16 protein-coding genes are annotated in these 15,418 nt (G+C 70.9%); 6 read left to right on the forward strand and 10 right to left on the reverse strand.

Features of this window, described 5'->3' with window-relative positions:
* Positions 1–14: 14 nt before the first annotated feature.
* Complete coding sequence (locus AB0K14_RS00995) at positions 15–656, reverse strand: GNAT family N-acetyltransferase (protein WP_360448598.1); 642 nt, start codon at positions 654–656, stop codon at positions 15–17.
* A gap of 147 nt (positions 657–803) precedes the next feature.
* Here AB0K14_RS00995 and AB0K14_RS01000 point away from each other — a divergent pair, with 147 nt between their 5' ends.
* The 3 genes from AB0K14_RS01000 (at position 804) to AB0K14_RS01010 (ending at position 4,099) form a co-directional block, all read left to right on the forward strand.
* Positions 804–2,135: a PLP-dependent aminotransferase family protein gene (locus tag AB0K14_RS01000; protein ID WP_360448595.1), complete on the forward strand. Its 1,332-nt coding sequence runs from the start codon at positions 804–806 to the stop codon at positions 2,133–2,135.
* 14 nt (positions 2,136–2,149) lie between these two features.
* On the forward strand, positions 2,150–3,094 hold the full coding sequence (locus AB0K14_RS01005; protein WP_360448592.1) for a D-alanine--D-alanine ligase: 945 nt from the start codon (positions 2,150–2,152) through the stop codon (positions 3,092–3,094).
* 171 nt (positions 3,095–3,265) lie between these two features.
* Positions 3,266–4,099 (forward strand): hypothetical protein, encoded by an 834-nt coding sequence (locus tag AB0K14_RS01010; protein ID WP_360448590.1) that lies wholly within the window; start codon positions 3,266–3,268, stop codon positions 4,097–4,099.
* Between the two features lie 52 nt (positions 4,100–4,151).
* Here the strand turns inward: AB0K14_RS01010 and AB0K14_RS01015 are convergent, their stop codons facing one another.
* From AB0K14_RS01015 to AB0K14_RS01030, 4 genes are all read right to left on the reverse strand, one after another.
* On the reverse strand, positions 4,152–5,132 hold the full coding sequence (locus AB0K14_RS01015; RefSeq protein ID WP_360448588.1) for a ParB/RepB/Spo0J family partition protein: 981 nt from the start codon (positions 5,130–5,132) through the stop codon (positions 4,152–4,154).
* On the reverse strand, positions 5,129–6,001 hold the full coding sequence (locus AB0K14_RS01020; RefSeq protein ID WP_360448585.1) for a ParA family protein: 873 nt from the start codon (positions 5,999–6,001) through the stop codon (positions 5,129–5,131). The genes AB0K14_RS01015 and AB0K14_RS01020 overlap by 4 nt, the downstream gene beginning before the upstream one ends.
* Positions 6,002–6,153: 152 nt before the next feature.
* On the reverse strand, positions 6,154–6,831 hold the full coding sequence (gene rsmG / locus AB0K14_RS01025) for a 16S rRNA (guanine(527)-N(7))-methyltransferase RsmG (RefSeq protein WP_360448583.1): 678 nt from the start codon (positions 6,829–6,831) through the stop codon (positions 6,154–6,156).
* Positions 6,832–7,007: 176 nt separating this feature from the next.
* Positions 7,008–7,466, reverse strand: coding sequence for an NUDIX hydrolase (locus AB0K14_RS01030; RefSeq protein WP_360448580.1), 459 nt, complete (start codon positions 7,464–7,466; stop codon positions 7,008–7,010).
* Between the two features lie 46 nt (positions 7,467–7,512).
* Between AB0K14_RS01030 and AB0K14_RS01035 the strand changes: the two genes are divergently transcribed.
* The gene (locus AB0K14_RS01035) at positions 7,513–8,502 is read left to right on the forward strand and encodes a methyltransferase domain-containing protein (protein ID WP_360448577.1); all 990 of its coding nucleotides are present in this window, start codon (positions 7,513–7,515) and stop codon (positions 8,500–8,502) included.
* Positions 8,503–8,566: 64 nt separating this feature from the next.
* On the opposite strand, the gene AB0K14_RS01040 is transcribed toward AB0K14_RS01035, so the two are convergent.
* The 5 genes from AB0K14_RS01040 to rpmH are packed head-to-tail and all read right to left on the reverse strand — an operon-like array spanning position 8,567 to position 11,071.
* On the reverse strand, positions 8,567–9,082 hold the full coding sequence (locus tag AB0K14_RS01040) for a R3H domain-containing nucleic acid-binding protein (protein WP_360449077.1): 516 nt from the start codon (positions 9,080–9,082) through the stop codon (positions 8,567–8,569).
* Between the two features lie 45 nt (positions 9,083–9,127).
* Positions 9,128–10,204 (reverse strand): membrane protein insertase YidC, encoded by a 1,077-nt coding sequence (gene yidC / locus AB0K14_RS01045; RefSeq protein WP_360448574.1) that lies wholly within the window; start codon positions 10,202–10,204, stop codon positions 9,128–9,130.
* Between the two features lie 3 nt (positions 10,205–10,207).
* The gene (gene yidD / locus AB0K14_RS01050; RefSeq protein ID WP_053714550.1) at positions 10,208–10,480 is read right to left on the reverse strand and encodes a membrane protein insertion efficiency factor YidD; all 273 of its coding nucleotides are present in this window, start codon (positions 10,478–10,480) and stop codon (positions 10,208–10,210) included.
* The gene (gene rnpA / locus AB0K14_RS01055) at positions 10,477–10,914 is read right to left on the reverse strand and encodes a ribonuclease P protein component (RefSeq protein ID WP_360448571.1); all 438 of its coding nucleotides are present in this window, start codon (positions 10,912–10,914) and stop codon (positions 10,477–10,479) included. The genes yidD and rnpA overlap by 4 nt, the downstream gene beginning before the upstream one ends.
* Before the next feature lie 13 nt (positions 10,915–10,927).
* A complete protein-coding gene (gene rpmH, locus AB0K14_RS01060; RefSeq protein ID WP_073897783.1) occupies positions 10,928–11,071 on the reverse strand; it encodes a 50S ribosomal protein L34 in 144 nt (47 codons plus the stop codon).
* A 461-nt stretch (positions 11,072–11,532) separates the two neighbouring features.
* On the opposite strand from rpmH, the gene dnaA reads away from it, so the two are divergent.
* Both dnaA and dnaN read left to right on the forward strand, forming a co-directional pair.
* Positions 11,533–13,077, forward strand: a complete 1,545-nt coding sequence (dnaA, locus tag AB0K14_RS01065) for a chromosomal replication initiator protein DnaA (RefSeq protein WP_360448569.1) — start codon at positions 11,533–11,535, stop codon at positions 13,075–13,077.
* Between the two features lie 1,173 nt (positions 13,078–14,250).
* Entirely contained in the window at positions 14,251–15,387 is a 1,137-nt protein-coding gene (gene dnaN / locus AB0K14_RS01070) for a DNA polymerase III subunit beta (RefSeq protein ID WP_360448566.1), read from the forward strand.
* Positions 15,388–15,418 lie beyond the last annotated feature (31 nt).

A 15,418-nucleotide genomic window follows, 5' to 3' on the forward strand; every position in this document is an offset into this window, starting at 1 on the left:
GGTCAGGACGGGTGTCAGACAGGCTTGAGACTGGGCTCCGCCGCTGCCGCCGTGGACACGGTCACCGAGCTGAGCAACCGCTCCAGCGCCGCCTCCACGTCTTCCTTCCAGGAGGACGCGCTGCGCAGCTCAAGCCGCAACCGCGGCCAGCGGGGGTGCGGGCGGACGGTCTTGAAGCCCACCTGGAGCAGGAAGTCGGCCGGCGTGACGCAGCTGGGCCCGTCGACCTCCGGCCGGTTGTCGCCGAACGCCTCGATCGCCTTCACGCCGCGTCGGGTGAGGTCCTTGGCCACCGTCTGCACCAGCACCCGGCCCAGGCCGCCACCGCGGAACTCCGGCAGTACCTCGAGGCCGGTCATCAACACGGCGTCGGGGCTGGCGGGGGAGGTGGGGAACGCCAACGACCTCGGCACGGCCGCGGGCGGCGCGTAGAACACCGAACCGGCGGGAATCCCGTCGGCGTAGATGATCCGACCGCAGGAACCCCACTCCAACAGCACGCTGGAGACCCAGGCCTCCTTCTCGAACTCGGTGTCCCCGAACTCCTCGGCCTGCTCCTTCAGGTGCGGCGCGAGCTCCCAGAACACGCAGGTACGACTGTGCTTGGAGAGGTTCTCCAGGTTGTCCAAGGTGACGCCCACGACACGACGCGACACCCCGACCTCCAAGCCCCCGAAAACACGTCCCCCCACGAGGATAGGCGGATGTGACCCCCGCCCGGAAGGCAGATGCCCCGAACGGGACGGCCGTTACACTCGGGCGGGAACAAACCCGCCGGTAACGCCCCACCTACGGAGTTTCCCGTGAACCTACCCGGACAGCCCCCCAAGCAGGGAGCCAGAAGCCTCGACCCCCACCTGCGCCGGTACGCGGCGCGGACGGCGGGCATGACGGCATCGGAGATCCGGGCGCTCTTCGCGGTGGCGAGCAGGCCTGAGGTGGTGTCCCTGGCGGGAGGGATGCCCCACCTGGCAGCACTGCCGCTGGACTCCCTCAGCGCGGAAGTGGCCGATGTGGTGGCCACGGAGGGCCTCGTGGCGCTCCAGTACGGCAGCGCGCACGGCGTGCCCGAGCTGCGTGAGCAGATCTGCGAGGTCATGGCGCTGGAGGGCATCAAGGCCCACCCGGACGACGTCGTGGTGACCGTCGGCTCCCAGATGGGCCTGGACATGGTCACCCGGATCTTCTGCGACCCCGGTGACGTCGTGCTGGCCGAGGGGCCGTCCTACGTGGGCGCGCTGGGCTCCTTCACCGCCTACCAGGCCCAGGTCGTCCACGTGGGCATGGACGCCGACGGCCTCATGCCGGAGGCGCTGCGCGAGGCCATCGCCGCCGTCGAGCGGTCCGGCAGGCGCATCAAGTTCCTCTACACGATCCCGAACTTCCACAACCCGGCCGGCGTGACGCTCGCCGTCCAGCGCCGGGCCGAGGTCCTCGACATCTGCCGCACCCACGGCATCCTCGTGGTCGAGGACAACCCGTACGGCCTGCTGGGCTTCGACGGCGTCACCTACCCGGCGCTGCGGTCGGCCGACCCGGACAACGTGGTCTACCTGGGCTCGTTCTCCAAGACCTTCGCCGCGGGCCTGCGGGTCGGCTGGGTCCTCGCGCCGCACGCGGTGCGCGAGAAGCTCGTGCTGGCCGCCGAGTCCGCGACCCTGTGCCCGCCGACGCTCAACCAGCTCATCGTGTCGCGCTACCTGACGACGCACGACTGGAAGGGCCAGATCAAGACCTACCGCGAGGCCTACCAGGAACGCCGTGACGCGGCGATCTCCGCGCTCGAACAGCACATGCCGGTTGGTTCCACGTGGAACAAGCCGAACGGCGGCTTCTACGTCTGGGTGACCGTGCCCGAGGGCATCGACACCAAGGCGATGCTCCCGCGCGCGATCACCCAGCGCGTCGCGTACGCCTCGGGCACCGGCTTCTACGCCGACGGCCTCGGCAGCCGCCAGCTGCGCATCTCGTACTGCTACCCGACGCCCGAACGCATCCGCGAGGGCGTGCGGCGGCTCGCGAACGTCATCAAGGACGAGATCGAGCTGCACGAGACGTTCGGCCCCACCGTGGGCCGCGCCATCACGGGTAACCCGTTCTCGGGCACGAACAGCCCGTCGCCCGATACCGCTTGATCAGGAGTAGAGAGTTGTCCAACCGCTGGGTCGCAGTCCTGTCCGGGGGCCTTTCGCACGAGCGGGAGGTGTCCTTGCGGTCCGGTCGCAGGTTGTCCGCGGCGTTGCGCGGGGTCGGCCTGGTCGTGGAGGAGTGGGACGCCGACGGCAACCTGCTCACCCGCCTCAAGGAACACCGGCCGGACGCCGTCGTGGTCGCGCTGCACGGCGGCGAGGGTGAGAACGGGTCGGTGCAGACGATCCTGGAGCTGATGGACGTCCCGTTCGTCGGCACCGACTCGCGCGCCTGCCGCCGTGCCTGGGACAAGCCGACCGCCAAGGGCGAGCTGGCCCGTGCCGGCCTGACCACCCCCGAGTGGGCCGTGCTGCCCCACGCCACGTTCCGCGAGCTGGGTGCCCAGCCGGTGCTGGACGCCATGGTCGATCGCCTGGGGCTGCCGCTGATGCTCAAGCCGGACCAGGGCGGCTCGGCACTGGGCGCCCAGGTGGTGCGGGACGCGGCCGAACTCCCCACCGCGATGGTCGGCTGCCTGGCGTACGGCGACACCGTGCTCGCCGAGCGGTTCGTCGAGGGCGTCGAGGTCGCCGTGGCCGTGGTCGACGGACCGGACGGGCCGTACGCCCTGCCGCCGGTCGAGATCGTCCCGGAGAACGGTGTCTACGACTACACCGCCCGGTACACGGCGGGCCTGACCGACTTCCACGCCCCGGCCCGCCTGGACGAGAAGGCCGCACAGGCGGTCGGCGAGCTCGCCGTCGCCGCCCACCGCCTCCTCGGGCTGCGGGACGTGTCGCGCACCGACGCGATCGTCGCCGCGGACGGCACGGTCCACTTCCTCGAAGTGAACGTCTCGCCGGGCTTGACCGAGACCTCGCTGCTGCCGATGGCCGTCGAAGCCGCCGGCAAGTCCCTCGGTGAGATCTACGCCGGCCTCGTCGAGCGAGCGGTAAACCGTTAGACCCTCTCACTTATTGGTGACGGCCCGTGTCCGATCGGACGCGGGCCGTCATCGTCACCGTGACATAAGGCCCCGGGGTGATCCCTTGCGGGCCGCACGAATCCCATTTGTCCGATTTTTGGGTCCGTCGCTATCGTGGTCGTCATCCGGCCGGATCGGCGGTGGTGCGGGGTGGAAACGGACGACGACGACCGTTCGCGGCACAACGTGACGGCCGGATTGGTGACGTTCGCCGGTATCTTCGGCGCCGCTTTCAGCGTGGCGGCGTTCCTGCTGCCGGCCGGGGACGTGGGTCGCAAGCTCGTGCTCGCCGTGTTGCTCGCGAGCCTGTCCGCGCTCCTGTGGCGCGGGGTGGTGGCGTTCGCCCGCGGCCGGCTGGACCCGGTGTTCGCGGCGTTGACTGCGGCGAGCCTCGCCCTGGTGACCTGGTACGCGGTGCTGGCGGTGGGGGAGCGGGATCGGCAGCTCGACGCCCTCCGCTCCTCGACCGGTCCGACGCCGAGCGCGACGACCGCGACGGCCAAGTCCGCCACCTCCGGCACGACCACCCCGGCGGGACCCACCACGACGACCGCGGCGGGCCTCGGCGAGTTCGCGCCCTCGACCGAGGAGATCTACAGCAGCGGCGTGGTCGAGATCGAGCTCGACCGGTACGGGTTGATCTTCGACTCCCACCGCCGGTGGGGCACGTCCAGCGGGTGGGGCGGTTCGACGGACGGCAACGGCAGCGACATCTTCTTCAGCGAGTCCGGGATCATCGGCCGGGACGGCACCGGCTTCGCGCCGGTCGGCGCGGACGAGCCGAAGAGCTTCGAGCGCTGCCGGGACCAGGCGGACTGGGCCGGCTCGCTGACGTGGCAGCAGGTGCGGAAGGGCAGCTTCGTGTGCCTGCGCGCCGACAGCGGCCGGCGCGGGCTGCTCCGCGTGGACGAGATGCCCGACCCGGGCGCGGACCGCAAGCGCGTGACCGTGACCGGGATGGTCTGGGCGACCGTGAACCGCTAGTCGAGCGTCGACCACGTGCGTCCGGCGGGACGTCAGGTGGTCGACGCCGCCCCTACTCCGCCGCGCGTCCTCGCTGCGCCGCTTCCGGCGACATGAGCTGGATGATCCGTTCGAGGTCGTCCACCGACCCGAACTCGACCACGATCCGACCCTTCCGCTGCCCCAGCTCGACCTTCACCCGGGTGTCGAAGTTGTCCGACAGCCGCTCCGCCAACTCCTGCAGGCCGGGCGCCTGGATCGGCTTGCGCCGGGCCGCCTTCGCCTTCGCCGGCTCCGCGCCCTTGGCGAGCGTCACCGCTTCCTCGGTCGCCCGGACCGACATCCCCTCCGCGACGATCCGGGTGGCCAGCTCCTCCTGCACACCGGGATCCTCGATCCCCAGCAACGCGCGCGCGTGGCCGGCCGACAGCACGCCCGCCGCGACCCGCCGCTGCACGGGCAGCGGCAGCTTCAGCAACCGGATCGTGTTGGTGACCACCGGCCGGCTGCGCCCGATCCGGTCGGCCAGCTCTTCGTGCGTCACGCCGAACTCCTCCAGCAGCTGCTGGTAGGCCGACGCCTCTTCCAACGGGTTCAGCTGGACGCGGTGGATGTTCTCCAGCAGCGCGTCGCGCAGCATCACGTCGTCGGCGGTGTGCCGCACGATGGCCGGGATCGTCTTCAGCCCCGCCAGCTGGGTCGCCCGCCACCGCCGCTCGCCCATGACGAGCTCGTAGTGGTCGGGCCCGATCGCGCGCACCACGATCGGCTGCATCAGCCCGAACTCGCGGATCGAGTGCTCCAGCTCCCGCAGCGCTTCCTCGTCGAAGACCTGGCGCGGCTGCTTCGAGTTCGTGCGGATCGAGTTGACCGGCAGCTCCTGGTACACCGCGCCGGCCACCTCCCCGGTCGGCGCCGAGGAGGAGGGCGCAGGGGCGGACGACCCGTTGGCCGCCGACCGGGCCGGCGACGCCGCCGGTGTGCCCGGAGGCGGGCCGCTGGGGATCAGGGCCGCGAGCCCGCGGCCGAGGCCACCCTTGCGCTGTTCCGTCATGCCGACCCCATCTCCGCGCCGAACTCGGCGATCTCCCGTGCCGCGTCGAGGTAGCTCATCGCGCCCCGTGAGCCGGGATCGTAGGTGAGCACCGTCTGACCGAATCCTGGTGCCTCGGAGACCTTCACGCTGCGCGGGATCACCGTTTTGAGGACCGTGTCGCCGAAGTGACCGCGCACCTCGCTGGTCACCTGGTCGGCCAGCTTCGTGCGGCCGTCGTACATGGTGAGCAGGATGGTGGACACGTTCAGCGTCGGGTTCAGGTGCGCCTGCACCAGTTCGATGTTGCGCAGCAGCTGCCCCAGGCCTTCCAGCGCGTAGTACTCGCACTGGATCGGGATCAGCACCTCCTGCGCGGCGACCATCGCGTTGACGGTCAGCAGGCCGAGCGACGGCGGGCAGTCGATGAACACGTAGTCGGGCTTGATCGGGTCCAGCGCCTCGGGGCTGAGCGCCTCCTTCAACCGCGACTCGCGGGCCACCATCGAGACCAACTCGATCTCCGCGCCGGCCAGGTCGATTGTGGCGGGCACGCAGTACAGGTTGGGGGACTGGTTGCTGACCTGGGCCGCCTCGGCGACGGAGATCTCACCGATCAGCACCTCGTAGACCGACGGCGTGCCGGAGCGGTGCTCGACGGCCAGTGCGGTGCTCGCGTTGCCCTGCGGGTCGAGGTCGATGACGAGGACCTTGAGCCCGTGGATGGCGAGTGCGGCGGCCAGGTTCACCGTGCTGGTGGTCTTGCCGACGCCGCCCTTCTGGTTGGCGACCACCATGACGCGGCGGCGGTCCGGGCGGGGGAGTTGGAGGGAGTCGGGGTGCAGGACGCGGGTGGCGCGTGCCGCTTCTTCCGCGATGGGGGTCCACACGGTGCTGTCTCCTGCCGGTTCCACGTTGGTTGCCAAGTTCGGGTCGTGCGCGGGACGGAGCACCTCGCCGGCGCCCACCACACCTTCGGGCTCGGTTTCACGTGAAACACCGGCCGCTTGGAACACCGGTTGCAGGGGGTCGGGGTACACGTTCACCGATCCTTCCTTCTGCGACGCCCGCCTTCACGGCGGCTCGCCTGCTCGTCGCGCTCCACGAGCACGACCGTCGTCGGCAGTTCGAGTACTTCGCCACCGCAGGTGATGACGCGCGGTCGGATCCCTCCGGCCCGGCGCACCGCCTCGGCGTCGCGTTCCAGTTCTTCCGCGGCGCTCTCCCCCTTGAGAGCGACCAGACGTCCACCGGGCCGCAGCAGCGGCAGGCACCACCGCGTCAGCCGTTCCAGCGGAGCCACCGCCCGAGCGGTCACGACGTCGCTGTCGGACAGCTGGTCGAGCACCGGCCCTTCCTCGGCCCGCCCGCGCACGACGGTGACCTTCAGATCGAGGGCTTCGACGCATTCGGTCAGCCACGCCACGCGGCGCGCCATCGGCTCCAGGAGCGTGAGGTCGAGATCCGGCCGTGCGATCGCCAGGGGGATGCCCGGCAGGCCCGCGCCCGAGCCTACGTCCACGACCCGCGCGCCTTCGGGAAGCAACTCCGCCACGACGGCCGAATTCAGGATGTGGCGCTCCCAGAGCCGCTCGACCTCCCGAGGACCGATGAGCCCGCGCTCGACGCCGTGCTCGGTCAGCAGTGCCGTGAAGGCGACCGCCTTGTCGTAGTGGTCACCGAAGACCCTCTTCGCGCGGTCTTCCACCTCTGCGGCCATGTCTCCGTCCGGGACGTTTCACGTGAAACCACACCAGACGCCGGCGGCGGCCGGGTGTGGGCGATGGGGTTGGGCGTCTCGCCGAGGAGGCGGTGAGCCCCACGAGATGTGCCGGTCCCCACTATGACGGATCACCCCGGCGACACGCCAAATCGAAGTGACCAGATCCGCGTGTTTCACGTGAAACTGGCGATCCGTCCATCCTTCGGCAGCACGCGGAGGAGTTCGAGCGCGTAGTCGACCGACTCGACGTGATCCAGACCCGGCACCTCGTCGAGCGGGAACCACGCCGCCCGGTCCGTGCTGCCGCCCACCTCGTAGGTGAGCTCGCCGCCCACGACATGCGCCTCGTACAGGATCCGGATCCGGTGGTAGTCGACCTCGACCTGGTCGCGGATCATCGGCCCGTGGACGTTCTGGATGCCGAGCAACCGGTCGACCTCGGCGCGGTAGCCGGTCTCCTCGAACACCTCGCGGACCACCGCGTCGTACGGGTCCTCACCGTGGTCCAGCCCGCCGCCGGGCAGGATCCACATCGGCCGGTCCGGACCCAGCCACCGGGAGAGCAGCAACCGGCCGTCTTCGATGATCACGGCGTAGGCGGCGACGCGGAGCTTCCGGATGATCTCAGTCATGCCGCGACCGTTTCACGTGAAACGTGACGAGGGGAAGGGATTGGCGATGTACACGATCCGACCGGGGGTGTTGAGCACCATGGGACACCCGCACAGCCTCCGACACCTCGCCGACCTGGCGGCCGCCGGCGTGGAGGTGGTCGTGTGCGCCCTGACCGACGCCGAACTCGCCGAGCTCGACCTGACGGACGAGGCCGACGCGGCCCGTGACGCCGGCCTGGCGTTCCACCGGGTGCCGATCCCGGACTTCGACGTGCCCGCCGCCGCACTGGAGCTGGAGCCGGTGCTCCAGGACCTGCGTGCCGGGCGGCACGTCCTGGTGCACTGCTGGGCCGGGATCGGTCGGTCGTCGTTGGTGGCGGGCGCCCTGCTGGTGATGGACGGCGCGTCGCCCGAAGCGGCGTGGCAGGCGATCGCCGAGGCGCGCGGGCGGGACGTGCCCGAGACCGACCGGCAGCGCGAGTGGCTGACCACGTTCGCGCGGTCGCGGTTCTGGGACGACCGGGCGGCGACGTTCGACGAGGACGCCGACCACGGGCTGCGGGACCCGGACGTCCGGCGTGCGTGGGCCGACCTGCTCCTGCCGTTGCTGCCGCCCGCCCCCGCGTCCGTGGTCGACCTCGGCTGCGGCACGGGCAGCCTCACCGCGTTGCTCACCGACGCCGGCCACCACGTGCGCGGGCTCGACCTGTCCGAGCGGATGCTCGCCGCGGCCCGGGAGAAGGTGCCCGGCGTGGAGTTCCGCCAGGGCGACGCCGCCGACCCGCCGTACCCGCCGGCGTCGTTCGACGTGGTGCTGGTGCGGCACGTGCTGTGGGCGTTGCCCGACCCGGCCGCCGCGCTGGACCGGTGGCGGGCGCTGCTCAAGCCGGGCGGGCGCCTGGTCCTGGTGGAGGGCCGCTGGTCTACCGGCGCCGGTCTGACCGCTGCCGAGTGCGTCGCGCTGCTGGGGGAGGGGGACGTCCGGCCGCTGACCGACCCGGCGCTGTGGGGCCGCGAGGTCGACGACGAGCGCTACCTCGTGCTGGCCCGCTGACACCGCCGGGAAGCGGAACGGCCCCGGTCCACCAGGGACCGGGGCCGTTCCACGTGGAGCCCGTTCAGGGCTTGGGCAGCACCACGACGCGGCGCTGCGGCTCCTCGCCCTCGCTCTCGCTGTGCACGCCCGCCACGGCGGCGACGGCGTCGTGCACGACCTTCCGCTCGAACGGCGTCATCGGGTGCAGCCGCACCTTCTCACCGGTCGCCACCACCTTCTCCGCGGTCGTCCGGCCGAGATCGGCGAGTTCGGCACGTCGTCCGGCGCGCCACCCGGCGATGTCCAGCATGAGGCGGCTGCGCACGCCCGTCTCCTGCTGGACGGCGAGCCGGGTCAGTTCCTGCAACGACTCCAGGACCGTGCCGCGGGGACCGACCAGCTTCTCCAGGTCGTCACCACCGTCGATGCTCACGATCGCCCGACCCGCCTCGACGTCGAGGTCGATGTCGCCGTCGTAGTCGAGCAGGTCCAACAACCGCTCCAGGTAGTCCCCGGCGATGTCGCCCTCCTGGACGAGCAGGTCCTCCGAATTCCCCGACCGCGCCGGCGGGACCTCGTCGGCCTCCGGTGCGTCCACGTCGGCCGCCTGCAACGTCTCCGACACGATGTCTCCTCTCCAGGGTCAACGACGCTTCTTGTTGCCCTGCTTCTTGCTTGGGGATCGGTCTGGGCTCAGACCGGGAATCTCGGTGGACGGCTTCGCGGTCCCGGTGGACTCGGCGCCGTCCGTCGCCGGCTGCGCGCCGGCAGCCGGCTCGATGTCCGCCGGCTGCGCACCCGCGGGCTTGGTGCCGGCCGGTTGGGTGCCCGCGGGCTTGCGGGGCTGCGGCTTCTGACCGGGCTTCGGCTTGGTCGCGGGCTTCACGCCCGGCTTCGGCGCGAGCGCCGAGCGCTGCTGGGTCGCCTCGACCTTCTTCGCCTCTTCCTCGCGGTCGATGCGGTGGTACACGACGTACTGCTGACCCAGCGTCCACGCGTTGTTGCTCAGCCAGTAGAGCAGGATCGCGATGGGGAAGAAGAGGCCACCGACGAGCACGCCGATCGGGAAGATGTAGAGCGTCAGCTTGTTCATGATCGCGGTCTGCGGGTTGTCCGCCGCCGCCTGCGTCTGCCGGGCCACCGAGTGGCGCGCGGTGAAGTGCGTCGCGATCGAGGCGATGATCATCAACGGGATGGACACCAGGAGCACCGAGTTGCGGCTGGTGTCGCCCAGCGCCTCCAGCTCGTTGCCGGGCATCGTGATGAACGTCGACAGGTTCGCGCCGAACAGCTTCGCGTTGACGAAGGACTCGACGCCCTGGGCGTCGAAGAAGTAGACCTCGCCCCACCCGGGCTTGAACGAGCGCAGCACGTGGAACAGGCCGATGAACACCGGGATCTGCACCAGCATCGGCAGGCAGCCGCCCAGCGGGTTGACGCCGTGCTCCGACTGGAGCTTCTGCATCTCCTGCGCCTGGCGCTGCTTGTCGTTGCCGTACTTCTTCTTGATCTTCTGCAGCTCGGGCGCGAACTCCTGCATCTTGCGCATCGAGCGGACCTGGCCGACGAACGGCTTGAACAGGATCGCGCGCAGCGTGAAGACGAGGAACACCACCGCCAGGGCCCACGCGAACCCGCTCGACTCGCCGAAGACGTGGCCGAACACCCAGTGCCAACACCACAGGATGAAGGACACCGGGTAGTAGATGAAGTTGAGCACTAGCTACTCCTCGGCAGGAAGGTCGGGGACCGCGTTTCGCCTCGGCGGAACCGGGTCCAGGCCACCAGGGTGCCAGGGTCCGCAGCGGCCCAGCCGGCGCAGGGTCAGCCAGGAACCGCGCAGCGCACCGTGGACGGTCAACGCCTCCACCGCGTAGGCACTGCAACTCGGGTGGAAACGGCAGGTCGGGGGCAGCGCCGGTGAGATGAACTTCCGGTAGAAGCGCACCGGCAGCAGCAGCGCCCGGACGACGGGGCTCACCTGGACGGTCGTCATCGCAGCACCTTGTTCAGCGCCGCGTCGAGGTCCCGGCCGAGCTCGGCGCTGTCCGCATCGGCTGACGGTGCCAACGCGCGCACCACGAGCGAAGTTCCGGGCGGCAGCGCGTCGAGGCGCTCGCGCACCACGTGCCGGAGCTTGCGGCTCACCCGGTGCCGGACGACGGAGTTGCCCACGGCCTTGCTCACGACGAAGCCCACCTTGGACGGGTCCAAGGTGGGCTGCGCCGAGGTGCGTTGCTCCGCCGTGGTGGGTTGTCCCGCCGGAACGCCATCCGATGCGGTCGAGGTGGGTCGCCCCGTCGAACCGCCGTCGGGTGCCGTCGCCACCAGGACGTGCACCACCAGCCGGGACCGGCCGGCCCGGCGGCCTCGGCGGACCACCAGGCCGAAGTCCTGGCTGCGGGTCAGCCGATTGGCCGCGGGTAGCACGGCGCTGCGGCGATCAGGCGGACAGCTGCTTGCGGCCCTTGCCACGGCGCGCGGCCAGGATGGCGCGACCGGCGCGGGTGCGCATGCGCAGCCGGAACCCGTGCGTCTTCGCACGGCGACGGTTGTTGGGCTGGAAGGTGCGCTTACCCTTGCTCACGGTCGGACTCCCGGTGCTTAACTGCCAAGCAGGTCTGTGGTTGTCCCCAGCGAACTAGCCTTAGGCGCGCGAAAAGCACCCCACGCAAGCGGGAGACGGTTACGAGGGTACGCAGCCCCGGGGGCGCGGTTCAAATCGGGGTCGCACCCGGGCACGGGACGCGGCGTTCGGCGCACGTAAAGGGCTTGCACGGCGGTACGCCTTGTGGCAGGGCCCGCACCTTGTTAGCGTGCTGCCTTCGCGGGTGGATGCGGGTAGTGCGGGAGGACCCGGAGGGGGTCGAGCCGCCGCCACGCTGGCCGCAGGTGCTCGGGAGCAACGGGGGGAGCCGCTGCGCTCCGGGCCACGTTCGTGCACAGTTGTGGATAACTCTGTGGATGCCTCTATTCTCCGTGTCCACGTCGTGGAAGTTCCCCGGGGGACTGACCGCGGAGCCGTCACGAGGGGAGGGGAGCGCGGAGGTGTCCGACCACCAGGCCGATCTGGGTCTCGTGTGGGAGCAGGTCGTGCAGGAGCTCGCAGCCAGCACGTTGTCTCCCCAACAGCGCGCGTGGATGCGCGTGACCCGACCCATCGGGCTGCTCGACGGGACCGCGCTGCTCGCCGCGCCGAGTGACTTCGCGAAGGAAGCCATCGAGCGCGCGCTGCGCGAGCCCATCACCGCCGCCCTGTCCCGTCGACTGGGCCGGGCCGTCTCGCTGGCCGTGAAGGTCGACTCGCCCGATCCCCTGACCACGCCGATCCCGGTGCCGGGCGCCGTGCCCGTGCCGGTCCCCGGTCCGGCCGCGGTGTCGGTCAACGGCGGGCTCGCGGTCGAGGCGGAGACCGAGGGCGACACCGACGACGAGGTCGACGAGGAGGGCGAGGCGCTCGCCGCCGTCACCGAGATCTGGCCGACGTTCAGCGGTGGTCACGCCGCGCCGAGCGGCATGCCGTACACCCGGCCGGCCAACCCGGTGGCCTCGCAGACCAGGCTGAACGAGAAGTACAACTTCGACACGTTCGTCATCGGCGCGTCCAACCGCTTCGCGCACGCCGCCGCCGTGGCCGTGGCCGAGGCGCCCGCCCGCGCGTACAACCCCCTGTTCATCTGGGGCGAGTCCGGGCTCGGCAAGACGCACCTGCTGCACGCGGTCGGGCACTACGCGCAGCGGCTGTTCCCCGGGATGCGCGTGCGGTACGTGTCGACCGAGGAGTTCACCAACGACTTCATCAACTCCCTGCGCGACGACCGCAAGGTCGCCTTCCAGCGCCGGTACCGGGACATCGACGTGCTGTTGGTCGACGACATCCAGTTCCTGGAGGGCAAGGAAGGCACGCAGGAGGAGTTCTTCCACACGTTCAACACGCTGCACAACGCGAACAAGCAGATCGTGGTCTCCTCCGACCGGCCGCCCAAGCGGCTGGAGACGTTGGAAGACCGGTTGCGCACGCGGTTCGAGTGGGGCCTGATCACCGACATCCAGCCGCCGGAGCTGGAGACGCGCATCGCCATCCTGCGCAAGAAGGCCGCGCAGGACCGGCTGGCCGCGCCCGCCGAGGTGCTGGAGTTCATCGCGGCGCGGATCGAGCGCAACATCCGCGAGCTCGAAGGCGCCCTGATCCGGGTGACGGCGTTCGCGTCGCTGAACCGGCAGCCGGTGGACGTGCAGCTGGCGGAGATAGTCCTGCGGGACCTCATCCCGGACTCGCACGCGCCCGAGATCACCGCGCCGACGATCATGGCCGTGACGGCGGAGTTCTTCAGCGTGTCCATAGACGATCTCTGCGGCCCGGGTAAGACGAAGGTGCTGGCGCAGGCACGGCAGATCTCGATGTACCTGTGCCGGGAGCTCACCGACCTGTCGCTGCCGAAGATCGGCCAGACGTTCGGCGGCCGCGACCACACCACGGTCATGCACGCGGACAAGAAGATCCGCAAGGAGATGGCCGAGCGCCGCCGGGTGTACGAGCAGGTGCAGGAGCTGACGTCGCGCATCAAGCAGCGCGCCCGCCACACGCCCTGACCCGTCACGTCCCCTGACACCCCGCAAACGCTTGCGCCTTTCCGGCTGACCGCACCCCGCACACCTTCGGGTGGTGATCGGCGGCTCGCCGTGCCCGCGCTCGGCCGTGCCCGGACCCTCCAGGCGGGACCGGCCGCCGAACCGACTGCCGCCCGCCGAACCCGCACCCGTCGGCTCGGCCGTCCCGCGTCCGTCGGTTCGACCGTCCCGCGTCGGTCGGCTCGGCCGTCCCCCACCCGTCGGCTCGGCCGAGCCCGCGTCCGTGGTTCGGTCGAGCCCGCGCCCGTCGAGTCGCGCCCGGTCCTCCTCGGCACGAGCCGGGGTCGTCGTCCGAGCGGGCCTCCGCTCGGGTCGGACCGCCCACCGCCACACCCGGGTGCCCGCGCTCGCCCCCGGGTGCCCGCCGTCGCACCCGGGGGCGAGCCGCACCGCACCCGGGTGCCGTCCGGGTCCGCCGCCGCCACCCGGGTGCCGTCCCCGCCGCGGGCCGCCCGGAGCCGTCTGGGCGGTGTCCGCACCCGGGCGTGGACACGGGGCCGGTGGGGGTCGTTTCGTGTCACCCGTGTGAGGTACCCATGCCCCTGTGGGGCGTGGTCGAGGGCGTTTCCGGCCCACCCCAGGGGATGCGTCGCACGTCCCGGAGCAGGTGAACGACCGGCTACGAGTTGTCCACAGGCTCAGAAAAGTGCCCCGTCGGGGGAGATTCGGCCCACCATCACCCTGTGCAGCACCCGGGTACAACTCGGCCCACACCCGGGGATTAACCCGGGGACAACTCGGCCTTCCTGTGGACCGAACGGACGAGCCCGGTAGTTCTCCCCGGGTGCGCCGACTTGTCCCCGGGTGACACCCCGTGTCCGTCCACACCTCCAAGCGGGCGACGAGCTGCGAGAACAGGGGTTGTCCACACAATCCACAGGCCCTACTGCTGTTGCTGTTGTCTTCCCTTGAAGAGAAGAACAAAAGAAAAACAGGCGGTGGTCGGGCCCGGGGACGAACGCTCGGCAGCGCCCCGCCCCGGGTGTGGCCCCGAGGTGACGAACTCGACCCCGACGCTCTACGGTGGGGAGCCTCCGCGCCGAGGGTCGGAAGATCCGGCGAGGGCCGCGGCTCCCCAACCCCCACCGCAACGCATGCTGTTGTTGGTCATGCCGACTTGAGGAAGGACGCCTCATGAAGATCCGCGTCGAGCGCGACGGCCTGGCCGACGCCGTCGCCTGGGTCGCCCGCAGCCTGCCGTCCAGGCCGCCTGTCGCGGTGCTCGGCGGAATCCTGCTCGACGCCGGGGCGGAGGACGGCTCCGGCGAGGCGCTGACCGTCTCCGGGTTCGACTACGAGGTGTCCGCCCAGTGCGGCGTCCCGGCCACGATCGCCGACGGCGGCAAGGCGCTCGTCAGCGGTCGGTTGCTGGCCGACATCACCAAGGCCCTGCCCAACCACCCGGTCGAGATCGCGGTCGACGGCTCCCGGATGACGATCTCGTGCGGCAGCGCCCGCTTCAGCCTGCCGACCATGCCGGTCGAGGACTACCCGCAGCTGCCGTCCATGCCGCAGCTCGCCGGCGAGCTCCCGGGCGACGTCTTCGGCGAGGCCGTGGCCCAGGTCGCCGTCGCGGCGGGCAAGGACGACACGCTCCCGATGCTGACCGGCGTGCGGCTGGAGATCGGCGAGGGCAAGGTGACCCTGGTGGCCACCGACCGCTTCCGGCTCGCCATGCGCGAGTTCCCGTGGGAGCCCAACGAGTCCCTCGGCGAGGTCGCCGTGCTCGTCCCGGCCAAGACCCTCAACGACTCGGCGAAGACGCTGGGCGCGTCCGGCGCGAAGATCGCGCTGTCCCTCGCCGCGAACGACGGTCTGCTCGGCCTGTCCGGCACGGGCCGCCGCACGACCACCCGCCTGCTCGACGCCGACTTCCCGAAGTACCGCCAGCTGCTGCCCACCGAGCACTCGGCCGCCGCGATCATCGAGGTCGACGCGCTGGTGCAGGCGATCAAGCGCGTATCGCTGGTCGCCGAACGCGGCACGCAGGTCCGGCTGGAGTTCGTGGACAACGGCCTGCGCCTGTCCGCGGGCGGCGACGACGAGGGCAGCGCCGAGGAAGAGCTCCCGGTCGACTACACCGGCGACGCGGTCACCATCGCGTTCAACCCGACGTACCTGCTGGAGGGCCTGCAGGCCGTCCGCACGCCGAGGGCGCACTTGTCCTTCACCACACCCAGCCGGCCCGCACTGCTCAAGCCGGTGGACGAGGATGGGAACGTGGCGCCGGGCTACCTCTACCTGCTGATGCCCGTGCGCCTGCCCGGCTGATCCACAACGCCATCCACAGACGCTAGGGAAG

The organism is Actinosynnema sp. NPDC050801, assembly GCF_040673975.1.
Taxonomy (GTDB): Bacteria; Actinomycetota; Actinomycetes; order Mycobacteriales; family Pseudonocardiaceae; genus Actinosynnema.

Bases quoted from the DNA above. Each gene is read 5' to 3' on its own strand.
- yidD (WP_053714550.1), bottom strand. From the start codon at position 10,480: ATGACGACCGTCCAGGTGAGCCCCGTCGTCCGGGCGCTGCTGCTGCCG.
- AB0K14_RS01030 (WP_360448580.1), bottom strand. From the start codon at position 7,466: ATGACTGAGATCATCCGGAAGCTCCGCGTCGCCGCCTACGCCGTGATC.
- AB0K14_RS01035 (WP_360448577.1), top strand. From the start codon at position 7,513: ATGTACACGATCCGACCGGGGGTGTTGAGCACCATGGGACACCCGCAC.
- dnaN (WP_360448566.1), top strand. From the start codon at position 14,251: ATGAAGATCCGCGTCGAGCGCGACGGCCTGGCCGACGCCGTCGCCTGG.
- AB0K14_RS01015 (WP_360448588.1), bottom strand. From the start codon at position 5,132: ATGACGGAACAGCGCAAGGGTGGCCTCGGCCGCGGGCTCGCGGCCCTG.
- rsmG (WP_360448583.1), bottom strand. From the start codon at position 6,831: ATGGCCGCAGAGGTGGAAGACCGCGCGAAGAGGGTCTTCGGTGACCAC.